Annotated in this window: 10 protein-coding genes, 1 tRNA gene and 1 riboswitch; of the genes, 6 read left to right on the forward strand and 5 right to left on the reverse strand. The window is 72.9% G+C overall.

What is annotated here, in order from left to right:
• Nucleotides 1-193: 193 nt before the first annotated feature.
• A complete protein-coding gene (locus AB0G52_RS02425; RefSeq protein WP_132888181.1) occupies nucleotides 194-2,272 on the reverse strand; it encodes an asparagine synthase-related protein in 2,079 nt (692 codons plus the stop codon).
• Nucleotides 2,273-2,998: 726 nt separating this feature from the next.
• Between AB0G52_RS02425 and AB0G52_RS02430 the strand changes: the two genes are divergently transcribed.
• From AB0G52_RS02430 to AB0G52_RS02445, 4 genes are all read left to right on the forward strand, one after another.
• Nucleotides 2,999-4,423 (forward strand): MFS transporter, encoded by a 1,425-nt coding sequence (locus tag AB0G52_RS02430; protein WP_132888182.1) that lies wholly within the window; start codon nucleotides 2,999-3,001, stop codon nucleotides 4,421-4,423.
• Nucleotides 4,424-4,545: 122 nt separating this feature from the next.
• Complete coding sequence (lhgO, locus tag AB0G52_RS02435; RefSeq protein ID WP_361332979.1) at nucleotides 4,546-5,766, forward strand: L-2-hydroxyglutarate oxidase; 1,221 nt, start codon at nucleotides 4,546-4,548, stop codon at nucleotides 5,764-5,766.
• Between the two features lie 53 nt (nucleotides 5,767-5,819).
• Nucleotides 5,820-6,701 carry a tRNA (guanosine(46)-N7)-methyltransferase TrmB gene (gene trmB, locus AB0G52_RS02440; RefSeq protein ID WP_207921674.1) on the forward strand — a complete coding sequence of 294 codons (882 nt, stop codon included), beginning with the start codon at nucleotides 5,820-5,822 and terminating at the stop codon, nucleotides 6,699-6,701.
• A gap of 76 nt (nucleotides 6,702-6,777) precedes the next feature.
• A complete protein-coding gene (locus AB0G52_RS02445) occupies nucleotides 6,778-8,037 on the forward strand; it encodes a PrsW family intramembrane metalloprotease (protein ID WP_361333666.1) in 1,260 nt (419 codons plus the stop codon).
• Nucleotides 8,038-8,226: 189 nt separating this feature from the next.
• Here the strand turns inward: AB0G52_RS02445 and AB0G52_RS02450 are convergent, their stop codons facing one another.
• The 4 genes from AB0G52_RS02450 to AB0G52_RS02465 form a co-directional block, all read right to left on the reverse strand.
• A complete protein-coding gene (locus tag AB0G52_RS02450; RefSeq protein WP_361332982.1) occupies nucleotides 8,227-9,189 on the reverse strand; it encodes an aldo/keto reductase in 963 nt (320 codons plus the stop codon).
• A gap of 93 nt (nucleotides 9,190-9,282) precedes the next feature.
• Complete coding sequence (locus tag AB0G52_RS02455) at nucleotides 9,283-10,314, reverse strand: M23 family metallopeptidase (protein ID WP_132888186.1); 1,032 nt, start codon at nucleotides 10,312-10,314, stop codon at nucleotides 9,283-9,285.
• 7 nt (nucleotides 10,315-10,321) lie between these two features.
• Nucleotides 10,322-10,483: riboswitch (cyclic di-AMP (ydaO/yuaA leader) on the reverse strand.
• Between the two features lie 227 nt (nucleotides 10,484-10,710).
• Nucleotides 10,711-10,784 (reverse strand) — tRNA-Met (locus tag AB0G52_RS02460).
• A gap of 70 nt (nucleotides 10,785-10,854) precedes the next feature.
• Entirely contained in the window at nucleotides 10,855-11,994 is a 1,140-nt protein-coding gene (locus AB0G52_RS02465) for a dihydrofolate reductase family protein (RefSeq protein ID WP_361332985.1), read from the reverse strand.
• 145 nt (nucleotides 11,995-12,139) lie between these two features.
• Between AB0G52_RS02465 and AB0G52_RS02470 the strand changes: the two genes are divergently transcribed.
• Complete coding sequence (locus AB0G52_RS02470; protein WP_361332988.1) at nucleotides 12,140-12,664, forward strand: MarR family transcriptional regulator; 525 nt, start codon at nucleotides 12,140-12,142, stop codon at nucleotides 12,662-12,664.
• 148 nt (nucleotides 12,665-12,812) lie between these two features.
• A complete protein-coding gene (ribA, locus tag AB0G52_RS02475; protein ID WP_132888189.1) occupies nucleotides 12,813-13,454 on the forward strand; it encodes a GTP cyclohydrolase II in 642 nt (213 codons plus the stop codon).
• Nucleotides 13,455-13,909 lie beyond the last annotated feature (455 nt).

Below are 13,909 nucleotides of genomic sequence, written 5' to 3' on the forward strand. Positions count from 1 at the left end.
GGCCCCATGCCTTCGGGCACTCGGGAAGGCACGGCCCGCCCACGGTCGACGAGACACAGCCGACAGCGCCCCGTCGGAGGCACGGGGCCGTATCCGATACGTGGCTGCCGCCGCACGGGCGTGAGCGACTCCCGCCGGCTCGCGGCCGGACAACCGCCGACGCCGCCCCACCGGCCCCCCGGCCCCCGCAGGGTCACGCCCCCGAGGCCAGGGCCCCCCGCATCGGTCGGATCCCCGCCGGCACCGCACGCGCGCGGGCCGGGGTGCCGGTCCAGCAGGTGCCCCGGCGGGAGAGGAGCCGGCGCAGCCACAGCTCCAGGGAGACCAGGTCGGCCAGCCCGTCCAGCGGCAGCGGCTCGCCCGCCGCCGCGGCGCGCAGCGCCTTGCGGACCACCCGTGCCTCCACCAGCCCGGCCTGCGCCAGCAACGGCGTGGAGAAGAGTTCGATCAGTTCGTCGACCGCCACGCGCAGCCCGGTACGGGTGGCCGCCGCGGAGGACGCGTGCGAGGGGGCGCCCCAGCCCGGCGGGAGGTCGGTGACGCCGGCGCCCTCCAGGACCATGCGGAGGATGGCCGCGCGGGCGCCCGGCTGGACGCGCAGCGCCTCGGGGAGGGCGCGGCAGGCGCGGACCACCTGGTTGTCGAGGAAGGGCGCGTGCAGCCGCTGGGAGCGGATCTCGGCGGCCTGTTCCAGCACCCGGATGTCGGCCGCGTGCCGGGCCAGCACCGCACGCGCGCGGTAGTCTCCGGGGCGTTGCCCGGGGCCGACGCCGGAGCGGTTCGCCGAGCCCTGGAGCAGAACCGATACTTCTGCCAGGGCCTCACCTGTCAGCCAGCGCGCCGCGGGGCCGGGTCTCGCCCACGTGAGCGCCGCCAGGGACGCCCCGACGGCGCCTCCGGGGTCGTCGAAGCGGCGTCTGAGCAGGCGTTCGGCGAGGGACTCGACGCCCGCGCGGTACGGCGTACGCGCCAGTTTGCGCGCCGCGCCGTACACGCGCGCGGGGACCATCACCGAGCCGTCGGCCTTGGCGAGCGCGGCCACCGGGCGGACCAGGTGGCGCCGCTTGCGGTCCATCAGGAGGTCGGCGAGGCGGGCGGGGTGCGCGTCCAGGACCTGGCGGGCGCCGTAGCCGGTGAAGTGGTCGGCGCTGCCCGCGGCGAGCCGGGCGCGGTGCCGGGCCGCGGAGACCAGGGACGGCCCGGGTTCGTCGGTCAGGGGACCGTCCAGGTCGGCGTACGGGAGGATCTCCTCGCCGCCGGTCACCACCACGTGGTGCAGACGCGGGTTGGCCGCCAGGGTTCCGGCCCGTTCGACTTCCGACTCGCGGCCGGCCACGGCGAGGTCGTTGAAGGTGACGGCGAGGAGGCGTTCGCCGGCGCCCGTGCCGTGGCCGAGAACGGTGCCGGGCATGCCGGGCAGCCCGGCGGCGAGCAGGGCGAGGGTCCCGGACGCCGGGCCGCCGGAGAGATCCGCGCCGATGCCGGGCACCGGCATCCCGCGGGCCGCCCGCCGCTCGGCGGGGCCCATTCCGGGGACCGGACCGGGGTCGATGTCCGGGACGTGCCGGGGCGCCGACAGCCGTGCGCGTACGGCTTCTACGAGCGCGTCCCGTACCGCGTCCACCGCGCTGTCGGGGTCGGCGGAGGGTGCCGCGACGGCCAGCGAGGTGACCTGCTCGTACCCCGCGACCTCGCGCGCCCCGGCGCGCAGGATCAGCGCATGCCCCGGCGGAACGCGCCGTACGCCCTCGTAGGGCGTGGAGTCGTGCAGCGCGGCCGGTACGTCGGGGGCGGCGAGCAGCGCGGCGAGGTGGCCGTAGTCGAGGTTGGCCTCGATGAGGTCGGCGAGCGGCAGCGCGGCCGTGGCGTAGGCGGTACCACCGGCCCAGGAGCTGTGGAAGACCGGGCGGGCGCCCGCGAGGTCGCCGCAGACGGTGATCCGGCGGCCGACCTGGACGACGGCCGTGTAGCTGCCGGGCCAGGCGGTCAGATGCCGGAGTGCGCCCCCGCGCGCCGTGAAGAGGCCGAGGCGCAGCTCCTCGTCGGTGGCGCCGCAGGTGCCGAGGACGGCGATGCGGTTCGGTCCGTCGGCCTTGATCACCCGAACCTCGTCGGGACGCCAGTCGCCGACCGCCCAGAGCGGGTCGGGGTCGCCCCACAGCAGCATGGAGCCGACCGGGTGGACGGTCTCGCCGTCGTACCCCAGGGCGCCGGCGGAGCCGATCGTGGCGGCACCGGAGGCGGTGCTGCTCCATCCCACCAACCACCGCATCGACGCCTCCACAGGCTGTGGACAACCATGCACGGTACGAACCGGGTCCCCATGCTGCCATGAACGGCTCGCTTCGTAGGGACGGCGGGGGTGCCTTTGATCCCCGTCGGGCGTCGCGGAGTTGTCGCAGGAGAGGGCGCATGCGAATGCCGCGGAAGAGGCGAACCGCCGTGGGGCGCAGGTCAACTGCGACGTGAATGCGCCCCCTGAACGCTCCCCCAGAACGCCCTTCGCGCCCTCAATTCCCATGGTAGGAGCGTTGATCACCCACGAAGGGCGGGGTCGATTTTCGGCCAAATCGGCGAAGGCCGCGGGGGCTTGCGCACGCTCCGTACATGCTTTGCGCATCACACGCGCGCGTGTCGGGACACGCACAGTCCGGGAGGCGGGCATCGCCTCCCGGACCGGTCCGCCACCCGCGGGGATGAAGGTGGCGGTGTCCCCCAGCCCGCTGGATCCAGTACAGCGGGCCGACCCACGCAGAAACCATGGAACCGCTCCCCCCATGGCCGGAGAAGAGCGCACGGGCGGGCGCACGGCCACACGGCGGGGGCACGGCGCGACAGGCCGTGCACGGTGCGTATATGGGCCGCACTCGCGTACGGACCACAATCCCGCCATCCGGAACAATGCCCCTTAACGCTTGGGATGCGGCGAACTACGCTGGGTTTACGAATGCCGCGTGGTTATGCCAGCGCGGCAGCCGTCTGTGTCGAGGGGTGGCGCATGTCCAGGGAGCAACGCGGGCCGAACGAAAAGCTCGGCGCCGTTCTCGCCCTCGCGGGAATCAGCAACGCAGGACTCGCACGACGCGTCAACGACCTTGGCGCGCAACGCGGGTTGACTCTTCGCTACGACAAGACGTCGGTGGCGCGCTGGGTGTCGAAGGGCATGGTGCCGCAGGGTGCCGCGCCGCACCTCATCGCCGCCGCGATCGGCCAGAAGCTCGGCCGCCCGGTGCCGCTCCACGAGATCGGCCTGGCGGACGCGGATCCCGCGCCCGAAGTGGGCCTCGCCTTCCCCAGGGACGTCGGACAGGCGGTGCGGTCCGCGACGGACCTGTACCGTCTCGACCTGGCCGGCCGCCGGGCAGGTACCGGCGGCATCTGGCAGTCGCTGGCCGGATCGTTCGCAGTGAGCGCATACGCAACGCCTGCCTCGCGCTGGCTGATAACCCCCGCCGACAGTTCGGTCGCGCGCGAGGCGATCGGCGCCGAGGGTGCGGGCGCACCGCTCAAAGTCGGCCACAGCGATGTGCAGAAACTGCGGGAGGCCGCCGAGGACGCCAGGCGCTGGGACTCCAAGTACGGCGGCGGTGACTGGCGTTCCTCGATGGTGCCGGAGTGTTTACGGGTGGAGGCGGCACCGCTGCTGCTCGGCGCGTACTCCGACGAGGTCGGGCGGGCGTTGTTCGGGGCGAGTGCCGAGCTGACGCGGCTGGCCGGGTGGATGGCGTTCGACACCGGTCAGCAGGAGGCCGCGCAGCGGTACTACATCCAGGCCCTGCGGCTCGCCCGCGCGGCCGCGGACGTACCGCTCGGCGGGTACGTGCTGGCATCGATGTCGTTGCAGGCGACGTACCGCGGGTTCGGCGACGAGGGCGTGGACCTCGCGCAGGCCGCGGTCGAACGCAACCGGGGGCTGGCGACCGCGCGGACCATGAGCTTCTTCCGGCTGGTCGAGGCGCGGGCCCACGCGCGCGCGGGCGACGCCCCGGCCGCGGGGGCCGCGCTGAAGGCCGCGGAGGGCTGGCTGGAACGGGCGCGCGAGGGGGACAACGATCCCTCGTGGCTCGGTTTCTACGGCTACGACCGGTTCGCCGCCGACGCCGCCGAGTGCTACCGGGACCTGAAGGCGCCGCGCCAGGTGCGCAGGTTCACGGAGCAGGCGCTGTCGAAGCCGACGGAGGAGTTCGTGCGGTCGCACGGGCTGCGGCTGGTCGTGTCCGCCGTGGCCGAACTGGAGTCCGGGAACCTCGACGCCGCGTGCGAGCAGGGGGTGCGGGCCGTGGAGGTGGCGGGGCGGATCTCGTCGGCGCGGACCACCGAGTACGTGAAGGATCTGCTGCACCGGCTGGAACCGTACGGGGACGAGCCGCGGGTGGTGGAGCTGCGCGAGCGGGCGCGGCCGTTGTTGATGGCGCCTGCGTGAGGGGCGCCTCAACGTCTGCCGGGTTCATGTGATCGGGCGGGTGCGGGTGCGTGGGGGCTTGTCGCGCAATCGCGTGCGTTTGAAGTGACTGTCAGTGGCGCAGTGCACTATCGATGTGGGAGGTGGTGCAGGTGCGCGCCGGGATTGCTTACGACTGTGACGTGCTCGTCGTCGGTGGGGGGATCGTCGGGCTGTCCACGGCGTACGCGATCACCCGCGCCGCGCCCGGGACCCGGGTCACGGTGCTGGAGAAGGAGGCCGGGGCCGCCCGGCACCAGACCGGGCGGAACAGCGGGGTCATCCACAGCGGGATCTACTACCGGCCCGGGTCGCTGAAGGCCCGGTACGCGGTCGAGGGCGCCGCCGAGATGGTCAAGTTCTGCGCGGAGTACGGCATCGCCCACGCCGTCACCGGCAAGCTGATCGTCGCCACCGAGCGGGCCGAGCTGCCCCGGCTGCACGCGCTCGTCCAGCGCGGCCGGGAGAACGGCATACCGGTGCGCGAACTGGGGGCCGCCCAGATCGGCGAGTACGAGCCCGAGGTGCGGGGGCTGGCCGCCATACACGTGGGGACCACCGGGGTCTGCGACTTCGTGGGCGTCGCGCGGCAGCTCGCCGCGGCGTCGGGGGCCGACATCCGGTACGGCGCCCGGGTCGTCCGGGTGGACCGGCGCCCGGAGCGGGGCGTGGCCGTGCTCACCTCGCGCGGCGACGTCGTACGCGCGCGCGTGCTGGTGAACTGCGCCGGGCTGTACTGCGACGAGCTCGCGCGGCTGACCGGCGACGAGCCGGGCATGCGGATCGTGCCGTTCCGCGGCGAGTACTACGAGCTGGCCCGGCCGGAGCTGGTGCGTGGGCTGGTGTACCCGGTGCCGGACCCGGCGTTCCCGTTCCTCGGGGTGCACCTCACGCGCGGGATCGACGGCGGTGTCCACATCGGGCCCAACGCGGTGCCGGCGCTGGCCCGCGAGGGGTACGGCTGGGGCGTCGTCCGGCCCCGGGAGGTCGCCGGGACGCTGGCCTGGCCGGGCTCGTGGACGCTGGCGCGCCGGCACTGGCGGTACGGGGGCGGGGAACTGCGCCGGTCGGTGTCGAAGAAGGCGTTCACCAAGGCCGTACGGCGGCTGCTGCCCGCCGTGGCCCAGGACGACCTGGTGCCGGCGGCGGCCGGGGTGCGGGCGCAGGCCGTGCTGCGGGACGGGACGCTCGTCGACGACTTCCTGATCAAGGAGGGGCCGCGCGCGGTGCACGTGCTGAACGCACCCTCGCCCGCGGCGACGGCCTCGCTGCCGATCGGGCGGGAGGTGGCACGGCGGGCGCTGGAGATGCTGGGTTCGGTGTGACTCCCGCACGGGGCCCGGCCACGGCGGGTACGGGCCGTAAAATCGGATGCACTGTGTCTGACTCCCTCAATGCCCCCGAAGCCCCCCAGCCCGCCGGGACCGTCCCCGGCCCCGGCTCCCACCACACCCCCGGGGTGTCCGTCCGGCACACCCGGGCCAAGGGGGAGCCGCGGTTCCCGGACGGACCCAGGGCCGATCCCGCCGGGTCGCACTTCGAGCGGCGGATCCGCAGCTTCCAGCCGCGCCGCAGCAGGGTGACCGCCGGGCAGGCCGACGCGCTCCAGCGGCTGTGGCCCAAGTGGGGGCTGGACATCGACGGGCAGCGGGTCATCGACCTCGACGAGCTGTTCGGCAACGGCAACCCGGTGGTGCTGGAGATCGGGTTCGGGATGGGCGAGGCCACCGCGCAGATGGCCGCCGAGGACCAGGGCGTCAACATCCTCGCCGTGGACGTGCACACGCCGGGGCAGGGCAACCTGCTCAACCTCGCCGACCAGCAGGGGCTGTCCAACGTCCGGGTCGGCAACGGCGACGCGATCATCCTGCTCCGGGAGATGCTCAGGCCCGACTCGCTCGACGGGCTGCGCGTCTACTTCCCCGACCCCTGGCCGAAGAAGCGGCACCACAAGCGGCGGCTGATCCAGCCCGAGTTCCTCGACCTCGCCGCGACCAGGCTGAAGCCGGGGGCGACCGTACACTGCGCGACGGACTGGGAGCCGTACGCCGAGCAGATGCTCGACGTGCTCGAAGCGCACCCCGACTTCGAGAACACGCAGGCCGACGGCGGTTTCGCGCCACGTCCGCCGTACCGGCCGCTGACCCGTTTCGAGGGTCAGGGGCTGGACAAGGGACATGTGGTGAACGATCTGCTCTTCCGTCGCGTACAGCATCGGGTGCGGCCGAGCGAGCAGCACCGACTGGAGTCACCTCGTTAGGGTCGATGCCGTGGCCACCTCCCCGCCGCAGTACCCGCCGTACCCGCAGTACCCGCCGCATCCCGCCGACGAAGGGCTGCGGCATCCTCGCTGGTGGCAGCGGCGTTGGGTGCGGTACGGGGCGCTGGGCACGCTGCTGGCCGTCTCCGGGCTCGTCATCCTCGCGCTGGTACGGGAACAGACGGGGACCGAGGGGTTCCTCGTCGGGCTCGGGCTCGCCGTGCTGCCCGTGCCGCTGCTGGTGGGCGCCTTCCGGTGGCTCGACCGCGTGCAGCCGGGCCCCTGGCGGAACGTGCTGTTCGCCTTCGCCTGGGGTGCCTGCGCGGCCGCGCTGATAGCCATCGTCGCCAACAGCTTCGCGACCCACTGGATAGCGACGGCGACCGCGGATCCGAGCGGCGCGGACACGCTCGGGGCGACCGTGATAGCGCCGATCGTCGAGGAGTCCGCGAAGGCCGCGGCCGTGCTGCTGGTCTTCCTCTTCCGCAGACGGGACTTCACCGGGATCGTGGACGGGGTGGTGGTGGCCGGGGTCACCGCCACGGGGTTCGCGTTCACCGAGAACATCCTCTACCTCGGTACCGCCTTCGGGACCGACCAGCTGACCGGTGACCGCGGGATCGCCTCCGTCACCGCCGCCACCTTCTTCGTGCGCATCGTCATGTCGCCCTTCGCGCACCCCCTGTTCACCGTCCTCACCGGGATCGGCTTCGGCATCGCCGCGCTCTCCGGGGAACGGCAGCGGGCGCGGCGCGTGCTGGTGCCGGTGTGCGGGCTGCTGCTCGCGATGAGCATGCACGCGCTCTGGAACGGGTCCTCGACCTTCGGGCAGTTCGGGTTCTTCGCCGTGTACGGCATGTTCATGGTGCCGTTGTTCGGGCTGCTGACCTGGCTGGCGGTGTGGACCCGGCAGCGGGAGCTGCGGACGGTGCGGGAGGAGTTGCCGGCGTACGTGTACGCGGGGTGGCTGGGGGTGGCCGAGCCGTTCGTCCTCGGGTCGATGCGGGCCCGGCAGATCGCCCGGGAGTACGCCGCGTACCACTTCGGGAAGCCCGCCGGGCGGGCGGTCGCCGAGTACGAGGAGTACGCGACGACACTCGCGCAGCTGCGGCGCCGGGGGCAGCGGGGACGGGCGGGGGCCGACTTCGTCGTACGGGAACGGGAACTGCTGACCGAACTGTGGAGCCGCCGCGAACTCGCCCGCCCCGCCCTGGAGTACGCGTCCCGCACGTCGGGCACGGGCTACGGCTACCCGGTCACACCGCTCCCCGGAGCCCCGGCGTGGTACGGCGCGACACCCCTGCCGTCCACGCCCTACAACCCGTACCGGTCGTAGGGGCCGGGGGAAGGCGGGGGCCGGCCCGGCACCACCGGGACGCCCGTCGTGCACGTACCGTGCGCCGCCGGGGCGCGCGGCCGACCCCGCGGCACCGGCACATGCAGCCGCCCCCGGGGAGAGGACCGGGGGCGGAGGGCAGCCGGGCCACCGCCCCGTCGCGGTCGCCGTAGCGGTGCGCCGTCGCCGTCAGGCCGAAGCCCGCGTCAGCTTCTGCAGTTCCTCCTCCGTCAGGGTCAGGTCCGCCACGGCGAGGAGGGCCGGGAGCTGCTCCACCGTGCGGGCCGAGGCGATGGGGGCCGTGACGGTGGGCTGGGCCGCCAGCCAGGCCAGGGCGACCGCCGGGACGGGCGCCGCGTGGGCCTCGGCGATCTCGTCCAGGGCCACCAGCACCCGCTGGCCGCGCTCGGACTCCAGGTACTTGGCGGCGCCGCCCGCCCGGGCGCTGTCGACCGTCGTGCCGGGGCGGTACTTGCCGGTGAGGAAACCGGAGGCGAGGGCGAAGTACGGGACCGCGGCGAGGCCGGTACGGGAGGCGAGGTCCTGGAGGGGGCCCTCGTAGGTGTCGCGGGAGACCAGGTTGTAGTGCGGCTGGAGGGCCACGTACCGGGCCAGGCCCTCGCGGTCGGAGAAGTCCAGGGACTCCTGGAGCCGCTCGGCGCTGATGTTGGACGCGGCGATGTGCCGGACCTTGCCGGCGCGCACCAGCTCGTCCAGCGCTCCGATGATCTCCTCCACCGGTACCTCGGGCTTGTCGAAGTGGGTGTAGTAGAGGTCGATGTGGTCGGTGTCGAGGCGGCGCAGGGACGCGTCGGCGGCGGCCTTGATGTTGGCGGCCGACAGACCCTGGTACGCGGGGTGCTGGCTGACCTTAGTCGCGACGACCACGTCGTCGCGGTTGCCGCGCGCCTTGAGCCACTTGCCGATGATCGTCTCGGACTCGCCGCCCTGGTTGCCCTCGACCCAGGCGGAGTAGGAGTCGGCGGTGTCGACGAAGTTGCCGCCCGCGGCGGTGTACGCGTCGAGGACGGCGAAGGAGGTGGCCTCGTCGGCGGTCCAGCCGAAGACGTTGCCGCCGAGGGCGAGCGGGAACACCTCCAGGTCGGAGGCGCCGAGCTTACGGAGGACAGGGGATGCGGAAGAAGCAGTCATGCTCCATTCCAACGCGGCGCGGCAGGCGGGCCATCCCAGGCAGTACGAAGTTCTCGTAAAAGCGGGAGGCCCGCCGGGGCCGGTGGAGGTGCGTCAGGGGTTGAGGCCCTTGCCACGCAGCCAGGTCATCGGGTCGATGCCGGTGGGCTGGCCGCCGGGGTGGACCTCGAGGTGGAGGTGCGGGCCGGTGACGTTGCCGGTGGCGCCCACGCGGCCGATGACGTCGCCGGTGGCGACCTTCTGGCCGACCTTGACGCCGATCGACGACTGGTGGCAGAACCACAGCTCGGTGCCGTCGTCGAGGGTGAGGATCGTGCGGTAGCCGTAGGAGCCGGCCCAGCCCGCCTCGGTGATCGTGCCGCCGTGGACGGCCTTGATCAGCGTGCCGGTGGGCGCGGCGAAGTCGAGGCCGGTGTGGTAGCCGGAGGACCACATGGAGCCGGCCTGACCGAAGGTGCCGGTGATCGTGTACGACACGACCGGCAGCGTGTACTGCTTGGCCAGCGCCGCGATCCGGGCCTGCTCGGCCTTCTGCGCGGCGGCGGCCACCGCCTTCTCCTTGGCGGCGCCGGCCTTGGCGGCCGCGGCCTGTTCCGCCTTCGCCTCCGCGGCGGCCAGCGCCCTGTCGGCGGCGGCCACGGCCTTGGCGCCGGCCTTGGTGTCCAGCTGGTTCTGCTGCCGCTCGGCCTGGGCGATGATGCGGCTGCGCAGCGCCTCGCCGGCGTCGGACGAGGAGTCCCCGTCCGTGGCGGCCGTCGTGGTGACGCTGCTCAGCGCCGTCTGCGTGGCCTGGTGGCCGCCGCCGTCGCCCAGCAGGGAGTCGACGGAGGGCAGGTCCGGCAGGGAGATGGAGACCGGCGGGTGGCCGGTGTTGGCGCTGGCCATGCCGCCCGCGCCGACGGCGGCGATGACACCGACGCCGAGGACCGTGGAGCTGCGGGCGAGTCCGCCGCCGCGCTGCTTGGCGATCCGGTGCCGGCCGCGCTCGGGGGCGAGGGACTCCTCGGTGGGGTTCCACTCCTCCCAGGGGCCCTCGTCGGTGCGGTAGGTGCCGTAACCGAAGGTGTCGGGCTGCCGCTGGCTGGGCACGAACGGGGCTGTCGGAGCAGGCCGGTTGGACGCCACGCGGGCGCACTCCTTTCCTTCCGCCGCCTACCGGGTTAGCTGACGGGTTCGGAGCAGGAAGGTCTCCTACGCGCGTATACCGACCGATTCGTACTCGGCGGCAGCCGTGCGATTCACCCCAAGGTGGTGGTTCCCCGGTTCCCTTGACGGGATTCGGCGCGTGCGCACGGAGCCATCTCGGGTGACGGCTGGGACGACCGCGCTGCGTTATCGAACGTTAATAGACCCGGAGGTAAGATTCCAAGCCATTCGCCTTGATCATTAAGCTTCCACAGGGTGGACTTACCTGCCACGACCGGCCAAAAACGGTCGAGTTGACCACGCATTCAAGAAACACGCGCCCGGACACGCCTCAGGGCCGGAATCCGTGATCTGGATTCCGGCCCTGAGTTTCAGTAGCGGGGACAGGATTTGAACCTGCGACCTCTGGGTTATGAGCCCAGCGAGCTACCGAGCTGCTCCACCCCGCGTCGGTGACACCAGCATACGCCATCCGAAGAGTGCGAGTCACACGGGTTACGAGCGCCGCCGCGCGGAGGCCTAGCCGCGGGGCCGTTCCAGGTGCGCGTTCGGCGCCTTGGCCAGGGCCTCGTACTCGGCCAGGACCACCACCGACACCCCCCGCTCCCGCAGCATCCCCGTCCCGTCCGCCGCCCGCACGAACGTGTCCGGCTCGCGCCAGGCCGTGACCACCCGGCGCACACCCGCGCCGAGGATCAGCTCCGCGCAGGGGTGGGGACGGGAGGCGCGGTGGGTGCAGGGCTCCAGGCTGGTGTAGACGGTGGCCGTGGCCAGCCGGGGGTCGGCGGGGTCGATCTTGGCGAGGGCCGCCTCCTCCGCGTGGGCCACCGGGTCGCCCGCCTCCCTGGAGTGGCCGCGGGCCAGTTCCGTGCCGTCGGCGGCGACCACCACCGCGCCGACGCTGAACGCCGTCGCCGAGGGCGGGCACTGGGCCGCCAGCTCGCACGCGAGCCGCAGCCAGTGGCGGTCGGCGGCGGACACTGAGCCGCCCGCGCCGGGGGCGGTGGGCTCGTAGCGCATCAGGACGACGTCCTCGATACGGCGGGTCTCCACCAGGCGCAGCCGTCCGGCCTGGTAGCCGCCGGGACCGAACAGGCGCGGCGCCTTCGGGTCGCCCACGAAGACCGGGGCGAGGACCAGCTGGAGCTCGTCGGCCAGGCCCCGCTGGAGCAGCTGGGTGTGGACGGTGCCGCCGCCCTCCACCATCAGGCGGGCCACACCGCGGACGTCGTGGAGGTGGGTCAGCAGCGCGGGCCAGTCGAGCTCGGGGCCCAGCGGGACGATGTCGGCGGCGATGCCCAGGGCGGCCGCCCGCTCCGCGCCCGAGTCGGTCGTGCAGACGAGCTTGTCGCCGCCCGTGTGCCAGAACTTCGCGCCCGGGTCGAGGTCGCCGGTCGCGGTGACCGTGACCTTGAGGGGGTACTCGGGCCGGCCGGCGGCGATCCGGGCGGCACGGCGGGCCTCGGAGTACACCAGGAGCCGTGGGTTGTCCGCGCGGATCGTGCCGGCGCCGATCAGGATGGCGTCGGAGCCGGCCCTCACCTCATCGACCCGGTCGAAGTCGGCCGGCGAGGAGAGCAGCAGCCGTTCGGGGCCGGTGTCGTCGAGGTAGCCGTCCAGGGAGACGGCGGCGGACAGCAGGACGTGGGGGTACGGCATCGGACGCGCTCACTCTCGGCGGCGGGCGGGACCACTCCCGCGGTCGGCGGAACCACTCTCGGCGGTCGGCTGGACCACTCTCGACGGTCGGCGGGGTGTGAACCGGACGCTTGGTTAAAGTTTGAAACAAACCTACACTGGTCCCATGACGACTCGCTGGCTCACGCCGAAGGAGCAGCGCGCCTGGCGCGCGTTCATGGCGGCGACCCACCTCCTGGAGGACGCGATCGACCGCCAGCTCCAGCAGGACGCCGGCATGCCGCACCTCTACTACGGCATTCTGGCCAACCTCTCCGAGGAACCGGAGCGCAAGCTGCGGATGACCGATCTCGCCGCCAGGTCCAAGATCACCCGAAGCCGGCTGACCTACGCCGTGACCCGGCTGGAGAAGGACGGGCTGATCCGGCGCGAGGACTGCCAGTGGGACAAGCGGAGCAGTTTCGCGATCCTGACGGACAAGGGCATGGCGGCCCTGGAGCGCACGGCGCCCGGGCACGTGGAGACGGTGCGCGCGGCGGTGTTCGACCACCTCTCCGAGGAGCAGGTCACGCAGCTGGAGGAGATCAGCTCCGTGATCGCGCGGGCGCTGGAGGGGGACGAGAAGCCGCGGCCGACCTCCGACGAGGTGCCGTGGCGGCGGCGCTCGTCGTCGCCGTGTTCCGGTTCGTGAACCCCGATTTCGCGGGCCGCCCGGAAACCTGTTGCTTCAAATTTAAAGCATGGGGTATGGTTCCAGCCGTGGATCTGCTTCAAATCTGAAGCAGGAGCACGCGTCCCGCACGGGACAGCCGTCCTGCACCCGGACACTGGAGACCCCGATGACCGACTTCCCCGCCGCCACCCAGCGCGCCCGCGTCCGGGTCCCGCTGCGCTTCACCGACGGCTACAGCGTCAACGCCGAACTCGTCACCTTCCACGGCCTGACCGACGGTCAGGAACACGTCGCCGTCGTCCTGGGCGAGCCCGCACCGGGCACCCTCCCGCTGGTCCGCCTGCACTCCGAGTGCCTCACCGGCGACGTCTTCGGCTCGGCCCGCTGCGACTGCGGACCCCAGCTGCGCGAGGCCGTCGAACGCATCGCCGAGCGCGGCGGCGTCCTGCTGTACCTGCGCCAGGAGGGCCGCGGCATCGGCCTCTACAACAAGCTCGACGCGTACGCCCTCCAGGACCAGGGCCTCGACACCTACGAGGCGAACGCCGCCCTCGGCCTGCCCGAGGACGCCCGCGACTACACCGCCGCCGCCCAGATGCTCCAGGCCCTCGGCCACGGCGAGCTGGACCTGCTCTCCAACAACCCCGACAAGGCCGAGCAGTTGCGCACCCTCGGCATCACCGTCCGCGACCGCGTCCCGACCGGCGTCTTCAGCACCGCCCACAACGTCCGCTACCTGCGCGCCAAGGTCCTGCACACCCAGCACACCCTGCCCCTGGCGGAACTGACGGAACTCAACGCGGGCTGAACACCCGGCCGGCCGGACCGGTTCGCGAGGACCTGGGCGGCGCTCCGGTCATCGCCGCCACGCGCGGCCAGAGTCGTCTCGGCGAGCCCTGGTGGCAGAGCTTCCCCCAGCTCCGGGCCGCACACGGCCTGCCCCGTCGGCGTCGGGAAGACACAGCCCTCTCCCCGGGAATTCGGTTCGGGCCGCACCCCGCTGGTGGTGACCACGAATGCGGGTGATCGATGTCTCACTCCCAACTGTGACCCTGTCACCCCCGCGACGGGTCCCAGCACCTATCGCGGGATCTTCGCAACCGCAGCGCCGGGGCGCCTCCACGGGACTTCGACCCGGTAGCCGAGGAAGCCGGATTCCTGTCCGTGAGCGCGTCGGCGGGCGGGACGTCGAGGGACGGGGCGACGAACGTGCCTGCCACTGAAGGGTGTTCCGGGCCGTGCGGATCTCCGACCGTTCCCGGG

Origin of the sequence: Streptomyces sp. NPDC021562 (genome assembly GCF_040640875.1) — a bacterium.
Taxonomy (GTDB): Bacteria; Actinomycetota; Actinomycetes; order Streptomycetales; family Streptomycetaceae; genus Streptomyces.